The following is a 23,865-nucleotide window of genomic DNA, read 5'->3' as shown; positions in this document are numbered from 1 at the left end:
TAACAGTGTTTCTAATTGATATCATTGTAACTTGCCCTTTTTAGAAAGTCAATATGATTTTTGAACATCTAACGTCTTATTGACAACTGCTTAACAACTGTATAAAATTCCTTGCAAGAGAGTCAGAAACTTTGTTTCCAGACAAAAATATGATAACCGAAGGTGATGATGATGAGCGGCAAAGATATCTCCTCCAATGAGCACTCACGAGTGTTGAAAACCTATCAAGAAGCTCGCTTACAAAATATTGAAAATCTCCGCAAGCTCGTTGTTGATGCTGCGGCAACGATCTTGCAAGAAGAGGGTCCGGAAGCCGTTACGGTGCGTAAAGTATCGCAGAAAATGGGTTGCTCGACAAAAATCATTTATAGCTTGTTTGTCAATAAAGAGGGCTTGGCTCAGCAGCTGTATCTGGACGGTTGTAAGCTTCTCGCTAACGAATTCGAGGGGACGCCGAAAGCTGCTAATCCGGCGCAGCATTTGCTTCATTTAGGCGAAGCCTATTGGCAATTCGGGCAGCGGTACTCCAGTTATTATAAACTGATGTTCGGAGGCGCATTCGCAGATTTCAAACCGGACGAGGAAAGCATGAATGGCACAGCAACAGCCATGCGGCAATTATTGTCCGTGATCAGCAATGCACAAGAGCAAGGACTGATTCCTGGCCAGTATGGCACGGAATCCGTTGTACGTATATTCTGGGCATCGCTCCACGGCGTTATTCATCTTTACATTGGTGGACACTTGGGAGATGTACAATCGGCCCATGCAATATACAAGCAAACGTTGTCTTTGATTGTCAGCTCGTTGTTTCCAGATCACAGCACCTAAAGGGGAAGCGATTCAGTCGACAAGTCACACAGCTATACCTGATAAGAGCTAACTCGCCGGGTTAACGGTAGCTTGAAATACTGTGCTCCTCCGTAAACGTCAAATAGCCCCTATCTTTTGAAAAGATGGGGGCTATTTGACGTTTACCCAGATTCAATGGTGGATGGCCGATTTTCTTGTCCTAAACCTTTTTATTCAAAGTAAAAACTCCTTTGTAGAAGACTTGTTTGTTTAAGGGAACAAAACAAAGTCAACAACTTCTACAATAGGAGTTTTTTTATTTCGTAAAGGTGGTTTATTACTTTTATTTCAATTTTAGTAACTATTTTCAGGTTTTGCATGCTCCCCTTCTTATCCTTATTGGATTTCCTCTAAGTCTTGAAGTGGGGGTCTTACTGCCCGTTAATGCTGGATAAACGGGCACTTCCGCTTTTCTGATTCAGAATCCGCAATTGCCCCCTCACCAAACTGGGACAAATTCATATTATTTAATGAGGTCTATAGAACGTGAAATATGACATTTTTTAAAGCATTCCACTCTAATTTAGAAATGGTGAGTTTTTGGAGTGTTCGAAATTTGTAGGAGGGATATATTGGATAATTTTGCGATTGTACCTTGGGATGAGGATGAACTTACTCATGAATTTTTTATTCCGGATTATATTAATACGCTAGCTGTTGAGGTTTTAAAACATTACAGTTTTCAAGTTAAAAGCATGCAGGTGGTGACAACGAAGCCGGATAAAGGTGGAGCCATATGGAAACTTGAAACGGATTCAGGACCAAAAAGTTTAAAGCTGTTACATCGTAGACCAACCAGAAGTATGTTTAGCCTCGGAGCTCAAAAATATTTAGTCGAAGTTCAGAGGGCAAGAGTACCAGGTATCGTCAAAACGAAGAATGGAGAGGAATACATTGAAGCAGGCGGGAAATTATGGTTTGTAGCCGAATGGATTGAGCCATTGGCACCGGTATCAAAAGATTTGGCAGGAGCAAAACAGCTGTGTTACGCGCTTGGGGAATTCCACCAATTAAGCAAAGGGTATATACCGCCCCGTCAAGCTGAAGTTGCTTCAAGATTGGCCAAATGGCCAAAAAGCTACGAAAAAACCGTCAGGAAAATGGATTGGTTCCGAAACATTGCTAAAGCTTACAAGGAGATGCCTGCAAGTCAATCTTTATTGAGTGTGGTCGATAGTTTTCAAGAACAGGCTAGAAAAAGCCTAGTCGCTCTTAATCAATCAAGTTATTGGTCGTTGGTGGAAAAAGGGAATACGAGTTGGGGGCTTGTACATCAGGACTATGGTTGGTCAAACGGCCAAATGGGACCAAATGGGATGTGGATTATTGACCTAGATGGTGTTGCCTACGACCTACCAATCCGTGATTTAAGGAAACTGATTTCTGGGACGATGGCCGATTTATATCATTGGGATGTGACATGGGTACGAGAAATGATTAGAGCTTACCATGAAGCAAGTCCCCTAACACCCGAACTCTATGAGCTATTAATGATAGATTTCTCCCTCCCTAATGAATTTTATAAAAATATTAAAGAGGTCGTATATGAGCCGGAACTATTTTTAAATGAAATAACAACACAATTAATTCAAACGATTGTCGATACTGATCAATCAAAATGGCCTACGTTAAACGAAATTCAAAATGACTGGAGGAAGTAAAAATATATGAAAATATTAATGGTATGTACAGAAAAACTACCTGTCCCTCCAGTATTAGGTGGAGCTATACAAACTTATATTACTGGTACTCTCCCACACTTAAGTAAATTTCATGATATTACTGTTTTGGGGATTAGTGATCCATCTCTTCCTGATAAAGAAACAAAAGAGGGCATCGAATATGTTCGAGTAACAGGAAAAGTATTTGAATTATATCGAGAAGAGGTAGTCCGATTTGTTGAAGCCAATCAATTTGATCTTATCCACATTTTTAATCGTCCACGACTTGTTATGCCAATCAGAAGTGTAGCACCACAATCAAAAATTACCTTAAGCATGCACAATGATATGTTTAATATAGAAAAAATTGATCCTGTCGAAGCAAAGGCAGCGCTAGAAGAAGTCTCCAATATTGTAACAGTCAGTGATTATGTCGGAAATGTCATCCGAACGCTTTATCCAGAAACATCATCAAAAATCCGCACCATTTATTCTGGTGTGGATACTGAGCGTTTTTTACCTGGAGACCATCCAAAAATGCGCCACATACGAAATGCCAATCGAAAACAACACGGGTTAGAGAATAAAACGGTCATATTATTTGCCGGAAGGCTTTCGGTAAACAAAGGAGTAGATAGGTTAATTCGAGCATTACCTCAGCTATCAGCTAAATTCAAAGATTTAGCTTTAGTGGTTGTCGGGAGTAAATGGTTTAGTCAAAATGATGTAACGGATTATGTGGCATATACTAGGGCATTAGCAAAAATACAGCCAATACCAGTCGTGGCAACAGGATTTGTATCGCCAGCTGAAATTCAGAACTGGTTTGCTACGGCTGATTTATTTGTCTGTACTTCCCTTTGGCAAGAACCTCTAGCACGTGTTCATTATGAAGCGATGGCAGCGGGACTTCCCATCGTTACAACGGCAAGGGGAGGAAATGCGGAAGTTATTAGACAAAGAGAGAACGGACTAGTGGTTGATAACCCAGAAGATCCAAGCTGTTTTGCAGAAAAAATTACAGAAATATTATCGGATAAGTCTCTGATGAATAGAATGGGGGTAAAAGGACGAGAATTTGCAGTCACGAAATATGAGTGGAAAAGAGTAGCGGATGAAATTTTGGAAGTTTGGAAGCAAGCCATTGAAATCCCCCACACTAATATACCTGAAAAAGAGAAAAATGAAATAGAAACTAAAGTGGAAATGGACCAAGGAGGACCTAGGCAAGAAAATCAAGGCTCACAAGAAGTAGTTGCAACGAATAAACAGCATGATGAGGAAAAACAACATAAAAAGGAAAAGCAACGTGATAAGGAAAAACAACTAAAAAAGGAAAAGAAACGTGATAAGGAAAATCAACTAAAAAAGGAGAAGAAACGTGATAAGGAAAATCAACACGACAAGGAAAAGCACAATAAAAAGGAAAAATAGCGTGATAAAGACGAACACAGTGATAAGAATAGAAATCGTATTATGGTCATAAATAAACTTACCACCTACGACCAAAATGGTGTAGTCTATAGAAATTTGATTAGAAAACCTTACAGAATCCCTTGAGAATGAATGTATTCTCAAGGGATTCTGTCTACAGGCTTAATTATGAGTATTTCGAACAAATTTAGTAAGAATTCGTGAGTAAATTCACTCAATATGGAAAAAGTAAGGATGATAAAAAGGAGGGATACGATGATGCAGCCAATAACAGCGAAAGAGCTTGAGTACATTACGGATTCAATGTCAAATGAGGATTTATTAATTAAGCAGACCGTTGTTGCCTTGTCCCATACGCAAAACCCTGCTATCCAACAATTGTTTCAACAATTCACACCACAGCATAAACAGCATTATCAACAATTGTTAACGACCTTACAACAGCATGCTCCACTTGCACCAAAGCAATAGTAAAGAGAGAAGGAGGATTTTTTTATGAATCAACAGACACCTGTGCTTCAAGATCAAGACATCGTTTATACTTTTTTAGCGGATTTAAAACGAACTGCTAGGGAATATACCACAGCGGTTACTGAATCGAATTGTCCAGCGGTCCGGCAGATGTTTGAGCAACTTCTGCAAAGTACATTAAAGCTTCAGGATCAGACATATCAATTAATGGCACAACAAGGTTGGTATAATACCTCATCACCCGCTGTCAATCAGGAGATTACCAAGCAAATGCAAACCTATCAGCAAACACAAATGCAAACAAATCAATTGATCCAGCAAAATCTCAATTTTGGTCAGCCTACGTCAGGATAAAAGAAAGAAATGCGGGGTGCCTGACTCTCAGTGTGTTAATGTGCTACTGCAAGCTAGGAATCAAAGGAAGCGTTAAAGGACAAGTCAATGTCCTTGACGCTTCTTTTATTTGGTTAATGACCTTCTTCAACTCCGAGTTTGATGATACAGGTCCATAGCGGGATGGGATCCGTTTACTAGTACATCTCTCATTATTTTTGCCAATGCGTTACTATAAACAAGGCCATTATCCCCGTAGGCAAATAAGAAATAGCAATTAGGAAACTCTTCATATTCCCCGATTATCGGCAGGCCATCATGAGTACCTCCATAAAATGCTCCTAAGTAAAACTCGGGATAAACGACTATGTTTGGGAATAAATGATTAAATTCCTCAATTAGCTGCTCTTTTTTATGAATGATTTTAGCATCACGATCATCAGGATAGGTGGTATTTACATCTAATCCGCCGATGATAATCCGATGGTCTTGAGTCGTTCGCATATAAATATAAGGCCGAGCTGTTTCCCAAATGAGTGTCTGCTTATACCAATTTGTAAAGTCCTCTACCGGGTTTGTTACGACGGCATACGTGCTCGATATGACACTATTTTTCTCTAGCTTAAATTCTAATCCTTCATAACCTGCAGCAATAATGACATAACGTGCTTGAATGGAATAGCCATTTTCAGTATAAAAAGTTGCGACTGTCTTTTGTAATTTTTTTCCGCTAATTTTTGTATTCTCGAAAATTTGAATCCCTTTTTTTTGAGCATGTAACAGTAGTCCATGAGTATATTTAAATGGATTAATTTCCCCGTCATTATAAATATAAAGTGCGGATTCCTTTTCAAAAGAATAACGTTTCCTTATTTGCTCTTTTGTAAGCCAATCAACTTTAAAATCGTGTTTTTGAAGATAATAAAACTCTTTTTTAAGTTTTTCATTGCCTTCATGATCACTGGCATAATAAAGACTATCTCTCCGCTTGAACTCCGTATCAATATCACTCGTTAGCGAAGCTTTTTCAATATCATTAATGGCTTCTTCGCATAATTTCGTATGTAGAATAGCTGCGTCCTCACCAAAGCTGTTTACTAATTCAAACAGCATTTTATCTCCTAAATATTGAATGAGAGCGGTGTTAACACAAGTACTTCCTGTTCCAATTTTTCGTTTATCAATAACAACCACTTTGAGGTCCGTATCGCTTAGAAAGTTTGCACAGTGGGCCCCTGAACATCCACCCCCAATGATAAGGACATCACAGTTTATGTTTTCTTCTAAAACAGGGTATGCAGGGGGATTAGGCAACGTTGTTTGCCAATAAAATTTCCCACTATGTAAGTTCATCTTTTCAACTCCTTACATTCGTTCTCGTCGTATTGTAGTGTTTCTAAAAAATGTGGTAAGGATTCATTTGCGAGATTCCTTTTTGGTTTAATGCGTCATGTTTTTTAAAAAAATAGGCAATTCAATCATTATGGGAAAAGTAAAGGTGAAATAGGAGGGGATATGGTTGAAGCCACTAACAGCAAAACAAGGGAACCCAATCAATAACAGGGTTCCCTTGTCTTTTTCATTATATGAGGTAGAATTACTCGGATTCTTGAATAAGATTATTAATGGTTTTTGTAAGAAATCTAACTTCTGCTTCTAGCATTGTAATTTTATGTTCTACTGCAAGGTTGACTCCGGTCCTTATTCCATGGACTGGGGTTTGTTTAAACATCCCGATTAAATTTTTATTTTTATTTAACCGATCTTGTAATGTAGGTATTGTTTTTTCCAACGGGAGAAAGTCAATAAACATTAACCCAATATCTCCTTGGTAATTAACACTTTCTGCTGAAGATAAATTATTTAATAGTAATTTGTAAAAATATTGCTTGCCATTTTCATTTATGGAATATACTTTTCGGGTCGGTCTATTTCCTTCTTGCTCGAACTGAATATCAATATATCCGTTTTGGCTGAGTTTATCTAAGGTTGCATAAGCAGTAGGTTTTTTCATGTCTGTAACAGTACTTAAGTTTCTCTCAATAAATTCATTAATTTGATATCCATGCTGACTTTGGCTCATGAGCAAACCAAGCAAAATAAGTGAGCGCTGTTCCATTGAGATCCTCCTTTCATAAATTATCTCTATTCTTATGTTTTCTCATATATTTCATCTGGAGTCAATTGAGGGGTTACCATATTGCATTAGTGGAAAAGAGTATTGATGGTTACACCAGCCATATTTAAAAACGATAACAGTATATTTCATGAAATATCCTGTTATATGGAAGGAATATAAAAAAAGGAAATTTGCATATTATTATTTACATTTCATTTATCTCAATTTATAATATCTTTAATTCGAGATAATAATTCACACTGAATTTATTTTGTCGTAACATTGAATAATAAATAAGTAGGGAATGAAAAATTCAAGGAATTTAATGAAGGGAAAGAGGACTATGGAGCGGTTTCATCAAAAACCAAATATATTTGTAGGTGAAGTCAATATTAACGTTAAAAACCTGGACTACGCTGTAACCTTCTATCAAAATATAATCGGTTTTCAGGTATTGGAGAAGACTGGTAATAAAGCAGTGTTAACGGCAAACGGAAAAACACCGTTACTAACACTTGAGCAGCCGGCTGATGTGATTCCAAAAGCAGGACGTACGTCAGGCTTGTATCATTTTGCCATTTTGCTGCCTAATCGTGCAGATTTATCTGTCTTTTTACGGCATTTGCTCCAAACGGGATATCCACTCGGAGCAGCGGACCATTATGTGAGTGAGGCCCTGTATATAACCGATCCAGACGGAAATGGGATTGAAGTATATCGGGACCGCCCTTTGAATGAGTGGAAGTGGAATAATGGCTTAGTAGAAATGGCTACGGAAGAGCTCGATGGGGAAGGGATTCTGGCGGAGAGCGATGCAGAATGGGCAGGCTTGCCGGCTGGCACAGTTATGGGTCATATTCACCTGCACGTTTCCAATTTGCCAAAGGCAGAAGAGTTTTATACACAGGGGCTTGGGTTTAAGATTGTCAGCTACTATCCTCAAGCAGCGTTTCTCTCCACCGGGGGTTATCATCATCACATTGCCATTAATACTTGGCAGGGAGTGGGGGCCCTTGCAGCACCAAGAAATAGTGTCGGATTAAATTGGTACACGCTAGTTTTCCCTGATAATGGAGAAAGAGATAAAGTGCTCAAACAACTGCGGCAAATAGGTGCGCCAATTGTAGAAGAAGCGGATTATTATTTAACAAGCGACCCTGCAGGAAATCAAATCCGCTTAGTGCTTTAATCAAGATTTTGCGATCTTTTTTTGAAAAAATGCGGTAACTTATTGTAGCAAAGCGCTGACCGTTGAGAAAAGCACGTAGGAAAAAAACCGTTGAAAAGGCACTTGCCAATGAACGGTTTTTTCCTAGACTTTCGTTATTCCGGTACTTCTGAATTTTTACTATAGGGATGAAGTACTTTCCGCCTCATCAAGTTTTAAATCAGCAATTTTGATTTTAAAGAATTTTGTTTGGAAAAGCATATAGATAAACCCGATTACAATCCATCCAATACCACCTAAGAGGGCATCCGCATGTAAGTTGTACCACAAAATGCCCGTTAATCCGGCCCCGATAATCGGCATAATTAAGTAAGCGAAAATTTCTTTAGCTGTTTTATATCTTTTTTGTCGGAATACAAAGTGGGCAATGACGGATAGGTTGACGAAGGTAAAGGCAATCAGTGCTCCAAAGTTGATTACGGAAGAAATTAACTCGAGACTAGGCGAGATGGCAAGCAGGGAAACAACGCCAACCAGGATGACATTAAAAGCAGGTGTTCGGAATTTCGGATGAACATAGCCGAACAGCTTCCTTGGCAGGACGCCATTCCGGCCCATCACGTACAATAGCCGGGAGACACTTGCGTGGGATGCAAGTCCGGAAGCAACGGTTGCAGCAAAGGCACCAGCGAGAAAAATCATTTGAAAGAGTGTACCGCCCACAAACAGGCCGATTTCAGGGAGGGTGTCGTCGGTTACTTTGAAATTGGAGACATCTGGGAATAAGGCTTGGGCGAAATAACCGGCGATAAAAAAGATAGCCCCACCGATAAAAACGGTCAACATGATTGCTTTTGGCATCGTTTTGATATCATTAGCCTCTTCTGCGTACATGGTTACGGCATCAAAGCCAATAAAGGAGAAACAAACAACAGTTGCCCCTGTCAAAATAGCCCCAAGATGAATATCGGAATGAAACAGTGGCGCAGTCGTTAAAATGGTCCCCTGCCCCATCCCATGGGAAAGCTTAACAAAGGCAAGAACAATAAAGGCTCCAATTAAGACAAGTTCAAAAATAACAAGCAGGGAATTCAAACTGGAGGTTTTACCCATACTCCACACATTAATGGCAGTGACGACCGCGACATAACTAACAACCCAAATCCAGGCTGGTACTTCAGGGAAAATAGATACCATATAAATTCGGATAATCAAGGCATTAACCATTGGAAGAAGGATATAGTCAAGTAGCGCCGCCCAGCCAACAATGAATCCAAGATGCGGGTTTATCGTCTCCCTTGTATACGTATAGGCCGAACCTGCGCTAGGAAAAACCTGTACCATTTTTCCGTAACTAATCGCTGTAAACAACATAACAGCCAAGGCTGTAAGATAGGCAAGCGGGACCACTCCATTTGTTTCACTAGACACAATCCCGAATGTATCAAACACAATGGTGGGTGTCATATAACCAAGTCCAAGTCCAACGATTGCCCATAGTCCCAGTGATCGCTTAAGGGTAACATTCTCCAAATTTATCAGCGCTCCTTTTCATTAGTATTATTGTTTATAAATAGGAACAAAATGAAAGGGGTTTCATTTTGTTTGACAGGTCTGCTGGACCTAACTGCTATTCAACTGTTCATCAGACCTCCCTTAAATAAAAATATTAACCAATTATTCAAAATAGTTGCAATTTTCGTGCCAATATTTTTTCCTGTAGCATCCTGCTTGGATCAATATCCAGGTCGTTTATTTCCTTCGTTTTAAAGAACGTTTTATCAAAAAGAAGTCTTCCGAATTATGAAAATTTGCATAATCTACTCTAAATTGCATAGATTGAAACTTCCATCAGCAGGGGTCTTATGGCCCTTAAATGTGTAGTTGAGGACTTCTCATTAAAGAACTTCGTCAAGATGAAAGATGGCCAAGTGAAATAACCGTGTAGTTAATAGAATCTTTTCAATACAAAATAGAGGATGGACCGAAACCACTGTTTGTGTTTCGATCCATCCTCTATTTTTTTACCATTCTTTCGGCTCATAGTTTAGCTCTTCAAATAATTGATTACGTTCCCTCTTTGATAGGTCTCTCCATTGGCCAATCGGAAGGTTGCCTAAATGGATATTCATGATTCGCGTCCGTTGCAGACTAACAACCTCATAGCCAAGTGCTGAACACATCCGGCGAATTTGCCGGTTTAATCCTTGTGTTAAAACAATTTGAAAAACATATTTAGAATGCTGTGTTACTTTACAAGGAAGCGTTTTTGTATTTAGAATTTCTACACCAGCGGCCATTCTTTTTAAAAACTCAGCAGTGATGGGCTTATCGACGGTGACAATATATTCTTTTTCATGCTTATTTTCCGCACGCAGAATTTCGTTGACAATATCACCATCGTTCGTAAGCAATATCAAGCCATCGGAATCCTTATCCAAGCGTCCGATATGGAAAATCCGTAAGGGATGGTTGACGAAATCAACAATATTCCCCTTTACATGTCGTTCGGTTGTACTAGTAATTCCCACGGGCTTATTTAAAGCAATATAAACGTAGTTTTTTGAGACATTGATGGAGCTGCCATCAATGCGGACATGATCCCCAGGCTCGACTTGGCTGCCGATTTCGGCGACTTTGCCATTGATCGTGACTCTACCTTCACTAATTAATTTATCGGCCCCTCTTCTTGAGGCCTTACCAGACTCACTAATAAATTTATTAATTCGCATGTTATACCACACCTTAAGCGGATAATTGTATGTCTAAGAATACCTAACTGTCCGTATATTTTCAAGTTCTATGGTGTCAGGCACCATTTTTCCTATTATCACCTGAGGTAGCTTATCCAGAAAAAAGTCATTTGTAAGAGGGGTGTCGTAATAGTATAGTTAGAGTAGGTAGGTTTATCTTAAATAGATTGGTATTTTACTAACTTCAAGGAGATTTTTATATGAAGGAAATTTCTTTTCGAACGAAGATTTTTATCGGGGAAAACTCATTAGATAGGCTGATGAAAATAACAAGTGAAAAAGTGTTTATTGTTACGGATCCGTTTATTGAACAGTCAGGGATAATGAAGGAAGTTACCAACCGCCTTGAAAATAAGGATAATGACTATTTTATTTTTAGTGACATTGTCCCAGACCCGCCGATTGAAACAGTGGCAGCTGGGGTAAAAGCTATTCAAGAGTTTGGACCAGGGATAATGATTGCTATTGGGGGCGGTTCAGCTATTGATGCCGCAAAGGCAATGAAAGATTTCTCGATAAAATTATCCTCACAGCAGCAAGCGATGAAATTTATTGCCATCCCAACGACAAGCGGCACAGGAACAGAAGTGACTTCATTTTCCGTCATAACGGATGAAGTTAATCAAGTAAAACACCCGCTTGTCGCGGATAGTTTATTACCAGACGAAGCCATCTTAGATACCACCTTGGTAAAATCAGTGCCGGCATCGGTTACAGCGGACACAGGGATGGATGTATTAACCCATGCTATCGAAGCCTATGTTTCTACCAATGCTAATGACTTTTCCGATGCGTTTGCCGAAAAAGCCGTTCAGCTGATTTTTGACTATTTACCGCGGTGCTATAAAGATGGAAATGATTTAGAGGCACGGGAAAAGGTCCATCACGCCTCCTGTTTAGCAGGAATGGCCTTTAATATGGTCGGCTTAGGAGTCAACCATAGTATCGCCCACGTCTGTGGCGCGCAATTTCACATTCCGCACGGGAGAATGAATGCGCTTTTATTAACGACGGTAATTGAATATAATGCGGAGATACAAGGTTTTTTCACTGGCGGACAAAGTTTCGCTGCTAAAAAATATGCTCAGTTGGCAAAAATTGTTGGTTTTCCTGCCACAAATAGTAGAATTGGGGTCAATAGCCTGATCCAGCATATTAATCAATTAAAAAAAGAGCTACATCTACCCGTTAACTTACGAGCTTGCGGGATTACTAAAGAGAAATTACTAGCTTCTATTGGAAAAATAAGTGAGGCTGCACTAATTGATGGCTGTACGCCAACAAATCCAAGAAAACCAACAACCAAGGATATTGAATCAATCGTAGAAAAAATACTTTAAGGAAAAAACTTCTCCAGAGCATCCATTCAATTGGATGCTTTTTTCATCGTTTTATTATTAAGAATGTGAAAAACGATTGTTGTTCTCGTCTCAAGAATCCACCGAATTGCGAATAATACCCTTTCGTTTGCAAAAAACTTGAATTCTGACGTTATTGCTGTATATATTGGATATAATGACAAATCTATACATAAAAAGTAAGGAAATGGGCAGAATGGTGTCCCCTGTCATAGTGCTCCGCAATAAAGGGTTTGGTTTTTTATGTCATAAAGATATTGGAATTACAACAATCTCCTATTATCTAAAAAATAGAAATGTCGAAACATCAAGTCTATTAAACTATTTTTTTAATAAAATACAAAAATCACACCAAATTCTGACAAAATATTTTGGTTTCACATGTTATTTTAGTAGTAACTACATAATTGGGGAGATAGATATGAAAAAAATATCGATTATTTTTGTTCTCTTATTTAGTATCTTTTTCTTTAACATTCCAACCGATGCAGCTGGCAATTCACAGCTGCTGATTATCAACAAAAAGATCAACACAATGGCCTATTACAATGGCGGTAAGTTAGTTAAAACCTTTAAGGTAGCAACAGGAAGATCAAGGGATCTAACCCCAGAGGGTAAATTTAGAATTGTCACCAAGATTGTCAACCGACCGTATTACAAAGATAATATCCCTGGTGGTGACCCGCGAAACCCGTTAGGAAATCGCTGGATGGGGTTAGAAGCAAGGGGTACATATGGTACAACATACGGCATCCATGGCAATAATAATGAAAGTTCCATTGGCAAGTATGTAAGTTCGGGTTGCGTACGGATGCACAATGAGGAAGTTCGATGGCTGTATGATCAAATTCAACTACACACAACTGTCGTTATTACCTACTCTGATAGCAGTTTCGATGCAATTGCGAAAGCCAATGGCGTTTCTGTAAACTCAAATGGCTGGGTCCAAGCAAATGGAAATTGGTATTTCTATGAAAATGGAGTAGCTAAAACAGGCTGGCTTTCCCAAGGTGGAAAATGGTATTACCTTGATGGATCAGGCGTGATGAAGACAGGTTGGGTATTCACTAATGGCAAGTGGTATTATCTCGAAAAAAGTGGTGCGATGAAAACAGGCTGGTTAGCAAGCAGCGGGAAGTGGTACTATTTAGTTAATTCAGGTGCCATGAAAACGGGCTGGCAGCAAGATCGAGGTAAGTGGTATTATCTTGATGAATCGGGCGCGATGAAAACAGGCTGGTTGGATCAAGCTGGGAAAAAGTATTTCCTCAGTGATAGCGGTACAATGGCAACCGGCTGGGTGGAATTGGATGGTAAATGGTATTATCTCTATATAAATGGAGAAATGGCCGCGAAAACAACCATTAATGGTTATATTATAGGTGAAGATGGTGTATGGATTCAGGTTGAATATGTTGCTTTAGGTGACTCCTTGGCAGCTGGCATGACTCCAAATGGAGAAGATCGGGAGGGTGATTTAGGCTATCCTGATTATATTGCCCAGAACTTCAAAAAATCTTATCAATTACTTGGTTTTGATAACTTTGGTGTTTCGGGTTATACAACGGTTGATTTAATGGCCCAATTAAACAAGGCAGAAGTTCAAAAGGAAATCAAAGAAGCGACTCACATTACCCTTGATATCGGTGCTAATGATTTGCTCCCAGTCATTCAAACAAATCAAGCTCAAGCACCGGCAGCAATTGCAACGGTAGCGACAAATTTAAACACAATCTTGAGCACGATTGATCAACTAAATCCGAAGGTGAAGGTTTATGTAATGGGCTACTACAATCCATTCCCATACCTGCCTCAAGATCAACAAGCGCAATTATTACCATTGTTAACCGCATTTAATGGTCAAATTCAATCCCAAGCTGTCCAGCATGGCGATACATTTGTTCCAACAGATACAGTGATTGCAAGTAAGTTTCTAGAATACCTGCCAAATCCGCAAAATATTCACCTAAGCTTGACAGGATATCAAGCAGTTGCAGGTGAGTTTTGGAAGGTAATGAAGTAGGAAGTGTCAGACACGACTCCAATTTTGTGTGATAGTTTAATAGTTTGCAAAGGCACCTTTTAGAGGGTGCCTTTTGTATTGGCCTTTATTATGATTACAGGGCCTCAATTTGGCATGATAGTTGAAATAAACGATGCTTCAGGTATTTTCCTTATCTAGAATTCTTTGCTGAAATATTTGTAACATCTCCTGCCTGCATACAGAAACGTAAACTTGTTTACTATTTGTATACTTCATGTGTACAACTCCGTTTACATGTATACAAACCTGTATACATCTTCTAACCACGCGATGTATACAAATTTGTCTGCAATGTTTACAAGAGCGTTTACACGATTTCCTAAGTTTACAAAATGTTTACTTTTTTACACTTATGTTTCGTTTTGGTTAGTGCCATTGTAGAAACTATTAAACTCCTATAGCCTTAAAAGAGAGCAAGAGAGATACATAACCTCTTTAACATAAATCTATCAAATGAAAAGGAATGATTTTTTATGACTAAGTCCAGAATTGCAGCAGTGGATGTAGGCAATGACTCCATCAAGGCTATTTTCGGAGAATTAGAGTATGAATTGAATATTCCTAACATTGTAGCAAGAGACACGGAAGACCGACCTGTGATCGGTATCGAAGAACTTGATAATAAAGAGCCGTTAGATGGGATTCATATTAAGGTGCACTCCCCTGCCCTGAAGGAGAATAATCTGATTTATCGTGTGGGGAATTTAGCGGCTAAAAGTAATAATGCTACCGAATTAGACCCTGGGAGCAGCAAATCGGAGGAAGATCAAACATTAATTATGCTTTTTGCAACTTTGGCCTTGGATGCAGTGAAAGGAGACTTTCCTCGAACAAAGAATGTCATTGATGCTAATTATACATTAGGAACAGGACTGCCTCTTCGTGAAGTAAAGGAAGGAAAAGATGCTGGATACCGTTCTAAATTAATCGGGTCTGTTCACCAGGTTGAGTTTCTCGTCACACCTAAATATCAGGGATTGAAGGTAAATATCAAATTTAATGAAGTAAAGGTCTATCCTGAAGGTTTTGCTGCCTTTATTAATCTTGTAATGGACAATCATTTAAAAATTATTAATAAGGATTTAATTGATAAGCGCATATTAATTCAAGATATTGGCGGATTATCAACGGATATTGCTGTGATTAAAAATCGTAATGTCGATGATGATAAGGCACAGGGGTTTAACCTAGGGGTGTCAGAATCGTTAGAGGCCATTCGTGAAGAAATAAGGACCAAGCATGGAGTGGAGCTGGACAGCCGCCGTGATGTGGTCGAAATTATTACTCGAAAAAATGATCGAAATCATATCATGGTGAAAGGAAGCCGGACAAGTGTTCATGATATTACCGACCGGATTTTGCTTGACCTTGCCAAAAAGCAATATCGTTTATTGCGAAATGTGTGGTCAAAAAACTCACAAACAGAAATCTGTTATTTTGTTGGTGGTGGGTCCCACGTATTAAAGGATTATCTTAAAACTTTAAATAACAATTTGGACGGTTATAATATTGAATTCTTTGAAGATGATAAAGAAAGTATTTGGATGATGGCTAATGCTTATTATAAGCTCATCATGGACTTTGTTAGAAAAACGGAGAAACAAAAAGCTGCACCAGTAAAGAATTGAAATAAGGTGATCCTATGAAAAAGGCTGCCGCAAATGAAATTAACAGGGGCCAAGCGCTATCCTTTCGTGTCCCTTCGGATACACCTGATCACATATTAAAACAGCTGCAAAAGTTAAAGGAAACCGAGCGACGGAATTTTTCCAGTAAATTGGCCGAGTTTGTGATGCAGGGGGTAAGTCATTCTTTTTCCAGAGAAAAGGAGGCAATTACCATTCCGCTTCCGAAAAATTTGACGAAGGCAGAGCGGGACTGGTTAAAGCATGAGCACTCTGAGGCCTTGTTAGGTAGTATTCTCTATCAACTAATTTCCGATCCTGTTCGTGCAACCTCCTTACTTGCCTCTTTAGATAGTAATGCTCTAGATATCGATGAGGCACTATACCTTCAAGAAGAGATATCAACCAATCAATCGGCCATGCCAGCACTTAAGGAAAACTACTTTCAGAATGAAATAGCATCTACTAGTGAAGTAAATGATCTTGAGGACGACTTAGATGTCTTTGATTGGGAGAGTACCAAAAAACAGCCTCTCCATAATAAAGAGGAACTTGAAGAAGAAGAACTTGATGCAGACGACCTTCTTAGTGGGTTTCTTACGAATATGAATAAGTAAAGTTAGCGGCCCCGCCATTGTAGCATAGCGGGGCTTTTTTTCTAGTTGCAGTAAGGGCATCATGTTGACGGGGATCGATGTAAATTTCGTTAGTTAAATTTGGAATAGACTGATTAGTGGCATTGAATTTTTTTACTACCACATATTGGGGTTGAGGAACTAGCAGGATGTGATCGGATGAGGAGGACCGAGTTAAATGCATATAAAAAGGCTAAATCCCTTGGCCAAATAATTGGTTCCGGGGTTTAGCCCTTTGAAGTATGTCTATCGATAGTAATTAATGCCTATGATTCGGTAATTTCCCGCTTGGATTACCTTTGCCGTGGCGTTCTTTGTTTTTCTCGGCCTTTTCCTGATCTTCCTTCAGTTTTTCGACAAATTCATGGGTGTTCCTTTGATCCATGTCGTCCACCTCCTCAATAAATTGAACCATTGTTATTGTGACCAACCGAGATAGAAATATGTAAAGAAAAGCGTAAGCGATTCGAACTTGACTTATCGTAAGGAGGAGAGGATCAATACACTAGCAGCTGGGCGCTAAGCTGGACAATTCTCGAAGTCTAATGATATAAAAAAATCTCCCTTTCAGGAGATTTTTAAATAACGCCTTGGGCGACCATCACGTCAGCTACTTTACGGAAACCAGCAATGTTGGCACCGACGACCAAATTTCCAGGGAAACCGTATTCTTCAGCGGCCCTCACGCTGTTTTGATAAATGTTAATCATGATTTGGTGCAGCTTGGCATCAACTTCCTCAAACGTCCATGAAAGGCGTGCACTGTTTTGCGCCATTTCTAAGGCTGAAACTGCTACACCACCGGCATTAGCTGCTTTTCCTGGACCAAACAGCACCTCGCTGTTCAGGAATACATCAATCGCATCAAGTGTTGAAGGCATGTTTGCCCCTTCGCCAATTGCTTTAACCCCATTTGCCACAAGAATTTTTGCCGAGCTTTCATCAATTTCATTTTGGGTGGCGCACGGTAAGGCGATATCACATGGAATCGACCAAATCCCTGAGCACCCTTCGATATACTGTGCATGTGGGTGGTATTTCACGTATTCACAAATTCTTTTGCGATCGACTTCTTTTATTTGTTTGACAGTCTCTAAATCGATGCCGTTTTCGTCATAAATATAGCCATTGGAATCGCTGCAGGCAATCACTTTAGCACCTAGCTGCGCTGCTTTTTTCATTGCATATATAGACACATTGCCAGAGCCGGAAACAACAACCGTACTGCCGAAAAAGCTCAGCCCCTTGTCCTTTAACATTTCGTGGACAAAATAAACCGTGCCATAGCCTGTTGCTTCTGTCCGTGCTAAGCTGCCGCCGTATCCCAATCCTTTGCCGGTAAACACCCCCGCTTCAAAACCACTACGGAGTTTTTTATACATCCCAAACATATAGCCGATTTCTCTCGCTCCGACTCCGATATCCCCTGCTGGAACATCGACATCTGGTCCAATATGGCGATAAAGCTCTGTCATGAAGCTTTGGCAGAAGCGCATGATTTCCCCATCCGATCTTTCTTTCGGATCAAAGTCAGATCCCCCTTTTCCGCCGCCAATTGGCTGTCCGGTTAAAGAGTTTTTGAAAATTTGTTCAAAACCTAAAAATTTTATAATGCTAGCATTCACGGACGGGTGGAAACGTAACCCGCCTTTATAAGGACCGATCGCACTGTTGAACTGAACGCGGAATCCGCGATTTACTTGAACCCTGCCACAATCATCCACCCAGGGAACCCGAAATGTAATGACTCTTTCTGGTTCGACAATCCTTTCAAGAATCCCTTGTTCGATATATTTTGGGTGTTTCGCAAAAACGGGCACAAGGGAATCAAAGATTTCTTTCACCGCTTGATGAAATTCTGTTTCAAAAGCATTACGATTTTTCACAGTTTCAAACACTTCATTCACATAATCCCTTGCTGCTGTAGTTCCAGATTGTTTTACTTCCTCAATTGTTTGCATGGAATTCACCCCTTTTTAAAAAAATATATATTAATTGAATATTCTTCCTATAAGTATCGTTTTATTTTATTATTAATAAATAATCTAAACAATATGAAAAAGAGATAAGATTAATGCCATAATTAGATTAATAAAGAAAATGAGCTAACGGTAGGCCCTTTGGCGGTTCATCGAATGTAATTTCCGCATTTGTGATGGTAAAAAATCATTCACATTGGCGGAGAAAAGGAGTGGTAGGTGTTGGAGTTAAGACAGATTCAATATTTTATTGAGGTCGCAAAAAGAGAGCATGTGACTGAGGCTGCTCACATCTTGCATGTTGCTCAATCGGCAGTGAGCAGGCAGATTTTTAATTTGGAAGCTGAATTAGGAGTAAGTTTGTTTCTTCGTGAAGGGCGGAATGTGAAGCTGACACCAATTGGAACTATGTTTTTAGAGCAAATGGAACAAGCGATGAAGCTGATTGACAATGCTAAACGAGAAGTGGAGGAATATTTAGATCCCGAGAAAGGAACGATTCGAATTGGCTTCCCGAGCAGTTTGGCAGCCTACACCTTGCCAACGGTCATTTCCGCCTTTCGCGAGCGCTATCCTCATGTGAAATTCCAGCTGAACCAGGGTTCCTACCCTGAGTTAATCGATGGTGTCGTGAAAGGGGAATTTAACTTAGCGCTTCTTGGTCCGGTGCCTAAGAAGGAAAAAAAGATTAAGGGAAAAACGTTATTTACAGAAAATATCGTTGCCTTGCTGCCTTCCATTCACCCTCTTGCCGAAAAACGGATTTTAAAATTAGGTGAATTACGGGAGGATTCATTTATCCTCTTCCCTAAGGGGTATATTTTACGTGAAATCATTGACAATGCTTGCGGACAGATAGGCTTTCATCCGCAAGTGTCCTTTGAGGGTGAGGATATTGATGCGATTAAAGGTTTGGTCTCCGCCGGCCTTGGTGTCACCCTTATTCCTGAAATCACGTTAATTGACAGCTTCCCCCGTTCAACAGTAAAAATCCCTATTACTGAGCCCAATGTCACCCGGACCGTCGGGGTTATTATTCCAAGTGAACGTGAACTGCTGCCAACAGAAAAGCTATTTTATGAGTTTCTAAGTGAGTTTTTTAGTATTTTAGACAGGTTTCAGAATTAATGATTCATGCACCAAAAGTTGGAGCAGATTTAATCCTTATGTTAATATTAGGATTAAATACATTGACACAATATATATATTATTAATAAGATTCCTAGTTTAGCAGGGTGGTGCCTGACACCCAATAAGGGGGATATGAATTTGTTATTGACGGTTTTGATCATTTTATTGATTGTTTTTATCGTGGGCCCGATTTGTTTGTTTCTTTGGCTCCATTCTTTGGCGAAAAAACCACAGCATTCGATTATCCGAGCACATCCTTATTTGGGCTGGATGCGCTACCTGTTAGAAAAAATGGGTCCTGAGCTCAGGCAATATTGGTTTGATAGCGATAATGGCAGCGGTCCCTTTTCGCGTGCGGACTTTTTGGGAATTGTTTTTTCAGCCAAATATCGCAGCGACCTGTTAAGTTTTGGCTCCAAACGTGACTTTGAAAAACCAGGTTATTATATTGCTAATGGTTTATTTCCACTATTAAATGAAGAATTAAAGGTCGACAATCAAGAAAAAATTCATGCGATGAAATACAAAATTGACCATGAGGGATTGTTTACTCGACGTGAACACTTTGAAAAGGATGAGGTTACACGCTGGCTCTATCCTGAAGAAGATGCCATCGTTGTTGGCCCTGAACGTGATATCCCTTGGAGACTTTGCGGACCCTTCGGTGCATCAGCAACCTCTTATGGGGCGGTTGGCGAGCACTATATTCTTTCCACAGGCCATGGCAGCAGTATGGCCGGCGGTTCCTGGATTAATACCGGGGAAGGCGGAATCGCGCCGGAACATTTAGAAAGCGGTGCCGATATTGTCGCCCAAATTGGACCTGGCTTATTTGGCTACCGTGACCCGGATGGGAATTTTTCGCTTGAAGAATTTAAATTGAAGGCACAAGCAGCAAATATAAAAGCATTTGAACTCAAATTTGGTCAAGGGGCAAAAATCCGCGGTGGCCATCTCGAAGGGACGAAGGTCACGCCAAAAGTGGCAAGCATACGTAAAGTGCCCGTAGGCCAAACGATCAATTCGCCGAACCGCTTTCCATTTTTGCATAATTCCTATGAAACCTTGCAGTTTATCAAAACCCTACAAGCTGAAGGTGGAAAACCTGTAGGTATTAAAATCGTCGTCGGCTATCATGCGAATCTCGATGAGTTTTTTGAGGCCATGAATCAACTGCAAATTTATCCGGATTTTATCACCGTTGATGGCGGTGAAGGCGGCACGGGTGCAACCTTTAAATCAATGGCGGACAGCATGGGACTCCCGCTTTTTCCAGCCTTAATTGCTGTTGTGGATAAAGCCTGTCTGTTTGGTGTTCGCGACAAAATAAAGATTTTTGCTTCAGGAAAACTAATATCTGCCGATAAAATTGCGATTGCCCTTGGAATTGGTGCCGATGCGGTCAATTCTGCCCGCGGCTTTATGATTGCCAATGGCTGTATTATGGCGATGCAATGTCATACGGGTAAATGTCCGGCGGGTGTAACGACAACCGATCCTAAATACCAAGAAGCGCTTGTGCCGGAGGAAAAGAAATGGCGAGTGATGAATTATATTATCAATGTCCGCCAAGGTCTTTTTGCCCTGGCAGCTGCTTGTGGCATCGATACACCACGGAAATTCACGCGTGACCATATTGTTTTTAAAGCTGCCGATGGACGGGTGAAAAGATTGTCGGAATTGTATCCCCTACCTAGCTCCATGGGAGTTTTGCCGAAAAGACAGCTAAAGGACGAAGTTGAGAATTTAGATGTAGGGTAATTGGTGTTGAATGTTAATGGGTCACTGTGGAACCGAATTTTATCTGAATAGGTGGGTCGTCTATGGCGCTGCCACAAAATATTGTCCTAACCAGCGGTATGTTAAATGACGGGTTAATCTTAAAAAGAGAAACCCTCTATAAAGGGATGAATGGAAGATGGGTAGAAAGATTCTATTTATCCCCATCGGAAAGCTATATTTTTAAACCATTAACGAATGATGGTCAATTAGGCAAAGAAGTATGGGTCCATGAGCATATTCTCTCCTCATTCCCAGCTATTTTTCCTAAAATAATCTCCTACATGATTAGTGAAGATCCGGAATTGAATTGGATGATTCTTGAGGACCTTGGCCAGCTTTCACATGATTTTAATGAGAAAAGTGTTTTGGGTGTAATCAAGTGGACAGCTTGGTGGCATTCCCTTCCAGTTGAAAAATTTAGGGATGTTCCATTAACAGGGTTGAAACCACGGGTCGAGGAAATTGCTGCTGATATTTGTTTGAAGAAGGATGAATTTCTTCGGTTACTGCCAGTTTTACCAATCGAAGAGCGGCACATTCAACATATTTACTCACTGCTTGATAGATTTGTATTTTCAAAGAAATTGGTTTTGTCGCATGGAGATTTGCATTTGGGGAATTATGCAATTGTGAATAATAAGCTGATGATTTTGGACTGGGAGCATTCCCATTTAAATACACCATACTGGGATTTATACCATATTATTGACATGTCCCACCCCCTTTTTCCAAAGGAAATAACGAGCAAGTTTCGGGAGAGAGTTTTGAGATATTATCTTGACCACGTTAATCTGGAAATCGATGAAGCCGTGTTTATGAAGGAATATCATTTGTTCTCAGCTGTTTTCTCGATTTGGATGATCTTACTTATTCAAAAAGACTTACAGGCTGACGATGGCAAATGGCCAGTGGATCAACTGAATGCTCAGCTGAAAGAGACTGTTGCAAGTCTTAAGCAATGTGCCGCAGCTCTATATATTTGAAAAAGCTAACCCGTGATTCGTATAGGGTTAGCTTTCTTTTTTTAAAAAAATTAAGCCTTTTGTTCTGTAAGTTTGATGATTTCAATAACGGTATTTGTTGCTTTGATCATATTATCGACAGAAATAAATTCGTACTTGCCGTGGAAGTTTTCGCCGCCGGTAAAAATATTTGGAGTTGGCAGCCCCATATAAGAAAGCTGTGAGCCATCAGTGCCGCCGCGGATTGGCTTAATAATTGGCTTGATGTCCAAGCTCACCATCGCCTCGTGAGCGATATCGACAATTTCCATTACCGGTTTGATTTTTTCACCCATGTTGTAATATTGGTCGTTCAATTCGAGCAGGATGCTATCACTGCCGTATTTCCCCTTGATTTCGTTGACAATGTTTTCAATTGTCGTTTTTCTCGCAAGGAAGTTTTCTCTGTCATGGTCTCTGATAATATAGTTTAGTTTTGTTTGTTCTACATCGCCGTTGAAGGATAGCAGATGGAAGAAGCCTTCGTACCCTTCGGTATGTTCAGGTGCCTCGCCAGCTGGCAGTTTACTATGTAATTCCATGGCGATTTTCATTGAGTTGACCATTTTGTCTTTGGCGGAACCCGGGTGAATATTGGTCCCTTTGATTGTGATTTTCGCACCAGCTGCGTTGAAGCTTTCGTATTCTAACTCCCCGAGTGGACCACCGTCCACGGTATAGGCATAGTTGGCATTGAAGGCAGCAACATCGAATTTATGTGGACCTCTGCCAATTTCCTCATCCGGGGTGAACGCAACGCGTACCTTACCGTGCTTAATTTCTGGGTGTTTAATCAAGTAAGCCATCGCGGTCATAATTTCGGTGACACCAGCTTTGTTATCGGCTCCAAGTAGGGTCGTGCCGTCGGTTGTGATTAAGGTGTGGCCTTTGTATTCTGGAAGGCTTGGGAAGTCCTTTGGTGACATGACAACCTTTAGGGCTTTATTTAAAACAATTTCTTCGCCATCGTAGTTTTCAACAATTTGGGGATTGACATTTGTACCGGTAAAATCCGTCGCTGTATCTACATGGGCGAGGAAGCCGATGGTAGGCACTTGTTTTTCGGTATTGGACGGCAAGGTTGCCATCACATAGCCATTCTCGTCGATCGTTACCTCTTCCATACCAATCGTTTCTAATTCCTCGACCAGCATGCGGAGCAGTGTCCACTGCCCTTCCGTTGATGGACAGGTTTCACTGCTTTCATCAGACTGCGTGTCCACTTTAACATAGGAAGTAAATCTTTCAATGAGTTCATTTTTCACTTTTATTACACTCCCCTTTTTGGTTTTTGTTCATAAATATCATAACATTATGAGAAGTTGGTTACACGTTTTTCAGGAAATCATTATCATGGAAAGTGGTAACTGTCGTAAAGCGTTATGTTACTGTCGGATAGAACTGAATTACTGTCGTATAGATGCGCATTACTGTCGGATAGCAACGTAACTGTCGTATAGAACAGAATTACTGTCGTATAGATGCGCATTACTGTCGGATAGCAACGTAACTGTCGTAT

The 23,865-nt window shown here is 40.1% G+C and carries 20 protein-coding genes; 13 read left to right on the top strand and 7 right to left on the bottom strand.

The window, feature by feature from the left end; all coding sequences use genetic code 11:
- Positions 1-171 precede the first annotated feature (171 nt).
- The 5 genes from RTR43_RS06935 to RTR43_RS06915 all read left to right on the top strand — a co-directional run bounded on the left by RTR43_RS06935 (position 172) and on the right by RTR43_RS06915 (position 4,772).
- Positions 172-831, top strand: a complete 660-nt coding sequence (locus RTR43_RS06935) for a TetR/AcrR family transcriptional regulator (protein ID WP_312470654.1) — start codon at positions 172-174, stop codon at positions 829-831.
- Between the two features lie 593 nt (positions 832-1,424).
- On the top strand, positions 1,425-2,513 hold the full coding sequence (locus RTR43_RS06930) for a CotS family spore coat protein (protein WP_312470652.1): 1,089 nt from the start codon (positions 1,425-1,427) through the stop codon (positions 2,511-2,513).
- Positions 2,514-2,519: 6 nt separating this feature from the next.
- The gene (locus tag RTR43_RS06925; RefSeq protein WP_312470651.1) at positions 2,520-3,947 is read left to right on the top strand and encodes a glycosyltransferase family 4 protein; all 1,428 of its coding nucleotides are present in this window, start codon (positions 2,520-2,522) and stop codon (positions 3,945-3,947) included.
- Between the two features lie 255 nt (positions 3,948-4,202).
- On the top strand, positions 4,203-4,418 hold the full coding sequence (locus tag RTR43_RS06920; protein ID WP_248735023.1) for a hypothetical protein: 216 nt from the start codon (positions 4,203-4,205) through the stop codon (positions 4,416-4,418).
- 24 nt (positions 4,419-4,442) lie between these two features.
- Positions 4,443-4,772, top strand: coding sequence for a spore coat protein (locus RTR43_RS06915; protein ID WP_312470649.1), 330 nt, complete (start codon positions 4,443-4,445; stop codon positions 4,770-4,772).
- Between the two features lie 126 nt (positions 4,773-4,898).
- Here the strand turns inward: RTR43_RS06915 and RTR43_RS06910 are convergent, their stop codons facing one another.
- On the bottom strand, positions 4,899-6,104 hold the full coding sequence (locus RTR43_RS06910) for an NAD(P)/FAD-dependent oxidoreductase (RefSeq protein WP_312470648.1): 1,206 nt from the start codon (positions 6,102-6,104) through the stop codon (positions 4,899-4,901).
- Between the two features lie 244 nt (positions 6,105-6,348).
- On the bottom strand, positions 6,349-6,870 hold the full coding sequence (locus RTR43_RS06905) for a PadR family transcriptional regulator (RefSeq protein WP_312470647.1): 522 nt from the start codon (positions 6,868-6,870) through the stop codon (positions 6,349-6,351).
- Positions 6,871-7,213: 343 nt separating this feature from the next.
- Here RTR43_RS06905 and RTR43_RS06900 point away from each other — a divergent pair, with 343 nt between their 5' ends.
- Positions 7,214-8,059, top strand: a complete 846-nt coding sequence (locus tag RTR43_RS06900) for a VOC family protein (RefSeq protein WP_312470646.1) — start codon at positions 7,214-7,216, stop codon at positions 8,057-8,059.
- A 159-nt stretch (positions 8,060-8,218) separates the two neighbouring features.
- On the opposite strand, the gene RTR43_RS06895 is transcribed toward RTR43_RS06900, so the two are convergent.
- Positions 8,219-9,571: an APC family permease gene (locus tag RTR43_RS06895; protein WP_312470644.1), complete on the bottom strand. Its 1,353-nt coding sequence runs from the start codon at positions 9,569-9,571 to the stop codon at positions 8,219-8,221.
- Between the two features lie 491 nt (positions 9,572-10,062).
- On the bottom strand, positions 10,063-10,770 hold the full coding sequence (rluF, locus tag RTR43_RS06890; RefSeq protein ID WP_312470643.1) for a 23S rRNA pseudouridine(2604) synthase RluF: 708 nt from the start codon (positions 10,768-10,770) through the stop codon (positions 10,063-10,065).
- Positions 10,771-10,991: 221 nt separating this feature from the next.
- Between rluF and RTR43_RS06885 the strand changes: the two genes are divergently transcribed.
- The 4 genes from RTR43_RS06885 (at position 10,992) to RTR43_RS06870 (ending at position 16,435) form a co-directional block, all read left to right on the top strand.
- Positions 10,992-12,131: a 1-propanol dehydrogenase PduQ gene (locus RTR43_RS06885; protein ID WP_312470641.1), complete on the top strand. Its 1,140-nt coding sequence runs from the start codon at positions 10,992-10,994 to the stop codon at positions 12,129-12,131.
- A gap of 439 nt (positions 12,132-12,570) precedes the next feature.
- On the top strand, positions 12,571-14,172 hold the full coding sequence (locus tag RTR43_RS06880; RefSeq protein ID WP_312470640.1) for a L,D-transpeptidase family protein: 1,602 nt from the start codon (positions 12,571-12,573) through the stop codon (positions 14,170-14,172).
- A 494-nt stretch (positions 14,173-14,666) separates the two neighbouring features.
- Entirely contained in the window at positions 14,667-15,821 is a 1,155-nt protein-coding gene (locus tag RTR43_RS06875) for an Alp7A family actin-like protein (protein WP_312470639.1), read from the top strand.
- A gap of 14 nt (positions 15,822-15,835) precedes the next feature.
- A complete protein-coding gene (locus tag RTR43_RS06870) occupies positions 15,836-16,435 on the top strand; it encodes a hypothetical protein (protein ID WP_312470638.1) in 600 nt (199 codons plus the stop codon).
- A gap of 277 nt (positions 16,436-16,712) precedes the next feature.
- Here the strand turns inward: RTR43_RS06870 and RTR43_RS06865 are convergent, their stop codons facing one another.
- Together RTR43_RS06865 and gdhA are read right to left on the bottom strand one after the other, a co-directional pair.
- Positions 16,713-16,838 carry a DUF4023 domain-containing protein gene (locus RTR43_RS06865; RefSeq protein WP_312470635.1) on the bottom strand — a complete coding sequence of 42 codons (126 nt, stop codon included), beginning with the start codon at positions 16,836-16,838 and terminating at the stop codon, positions 16,713-16,715.
- Between the two features lie 193 nt (positions 16,839-17,031).
- Positions 17,032-18,414 (bottom strand): NADP-specific glutamate dehydrogenase, encoded by a 1,383-nt coding sequence (gene gdhA, locus RTR43_RS06860; protein ID WP_312470633.1) that lies wholly within the window; start codon positions 18,412-18,414, stop codon positions 17,032-17,034.
- A 240-nt stretch (positions 18,415-18,654) separates the two neighbouring features.
- On the opposite strand from gdhA, the gene gltC reads away from it, so the two are divergent.
- The 3 genes from gltC to RTR43_RS06845 all read left to right on the top strand — a co-directional run bounded on the left by gltC (position 18,655) and on the right by RTR43_RS06845 (position 22,328).
- The gene (gltC, locus tag RTR43_RS06855; protein ID WP_312470631.1) at positions 18,655-19,560 is read left to right on the top strand and encodes a glutamate biosynthesis transcriptional regulator GltC; all 906 of its coding nucleotides are present in this window, start codon (positions 18,655-18,657) and stop codon (positions 19,558-19,560) included.
- 135 nt (positions 19,561-19,695) lie between these two features.
- Positions 19,696-21,324: a glutamate synthase-related protein gene (locus RTR43_RS06850; RefSeq protein ID WP_312470629.1), complete on the top strand. Its 1,629-nt coding sequence runs from the start codon at positions 19,696-19,698 to the stop codon at positions 21,322-21,324.
- Positions 21,325-21,386: 62 nt separating this feature from the next.
- Entirely contained in the window at positions 21,387-22,328 is a 942-nt protein-coding gene (locus tag RTR43_RS06845; protein ID WP_312470627.1) for a phosphotransferase, read from the top strand.
- 50 nt (positions 22,329-22,378) lie between these two features.
- On the opposite strand, the gene pepT is transcribed toward RTR43_RS06845, so the two are convergent.
- A complete protein-coding gene (gene pepT / locus RTR43_RS06840) occupies positions 22,379-23,611 on the bottom strand; it encodes a peptidase T (protein ID WP_312470626.1) in 1,233 nt (410 codons plus the stop codon).
- Positions 23,612-23,865 lie beyond the last annotated feature (254 nt).

Source organism: Neobacillus sp. (genome assembly GCF_031988165.1).
Lineage (GTDB): Bacteria > Bacillota > Bacilli > Bacillales > Cytobacillaceae > Neobacillus > Neobacillus rhizosphaerae.
This window is presented reverse-complemented; position numbering and strand designations above follow the sequence as displayed.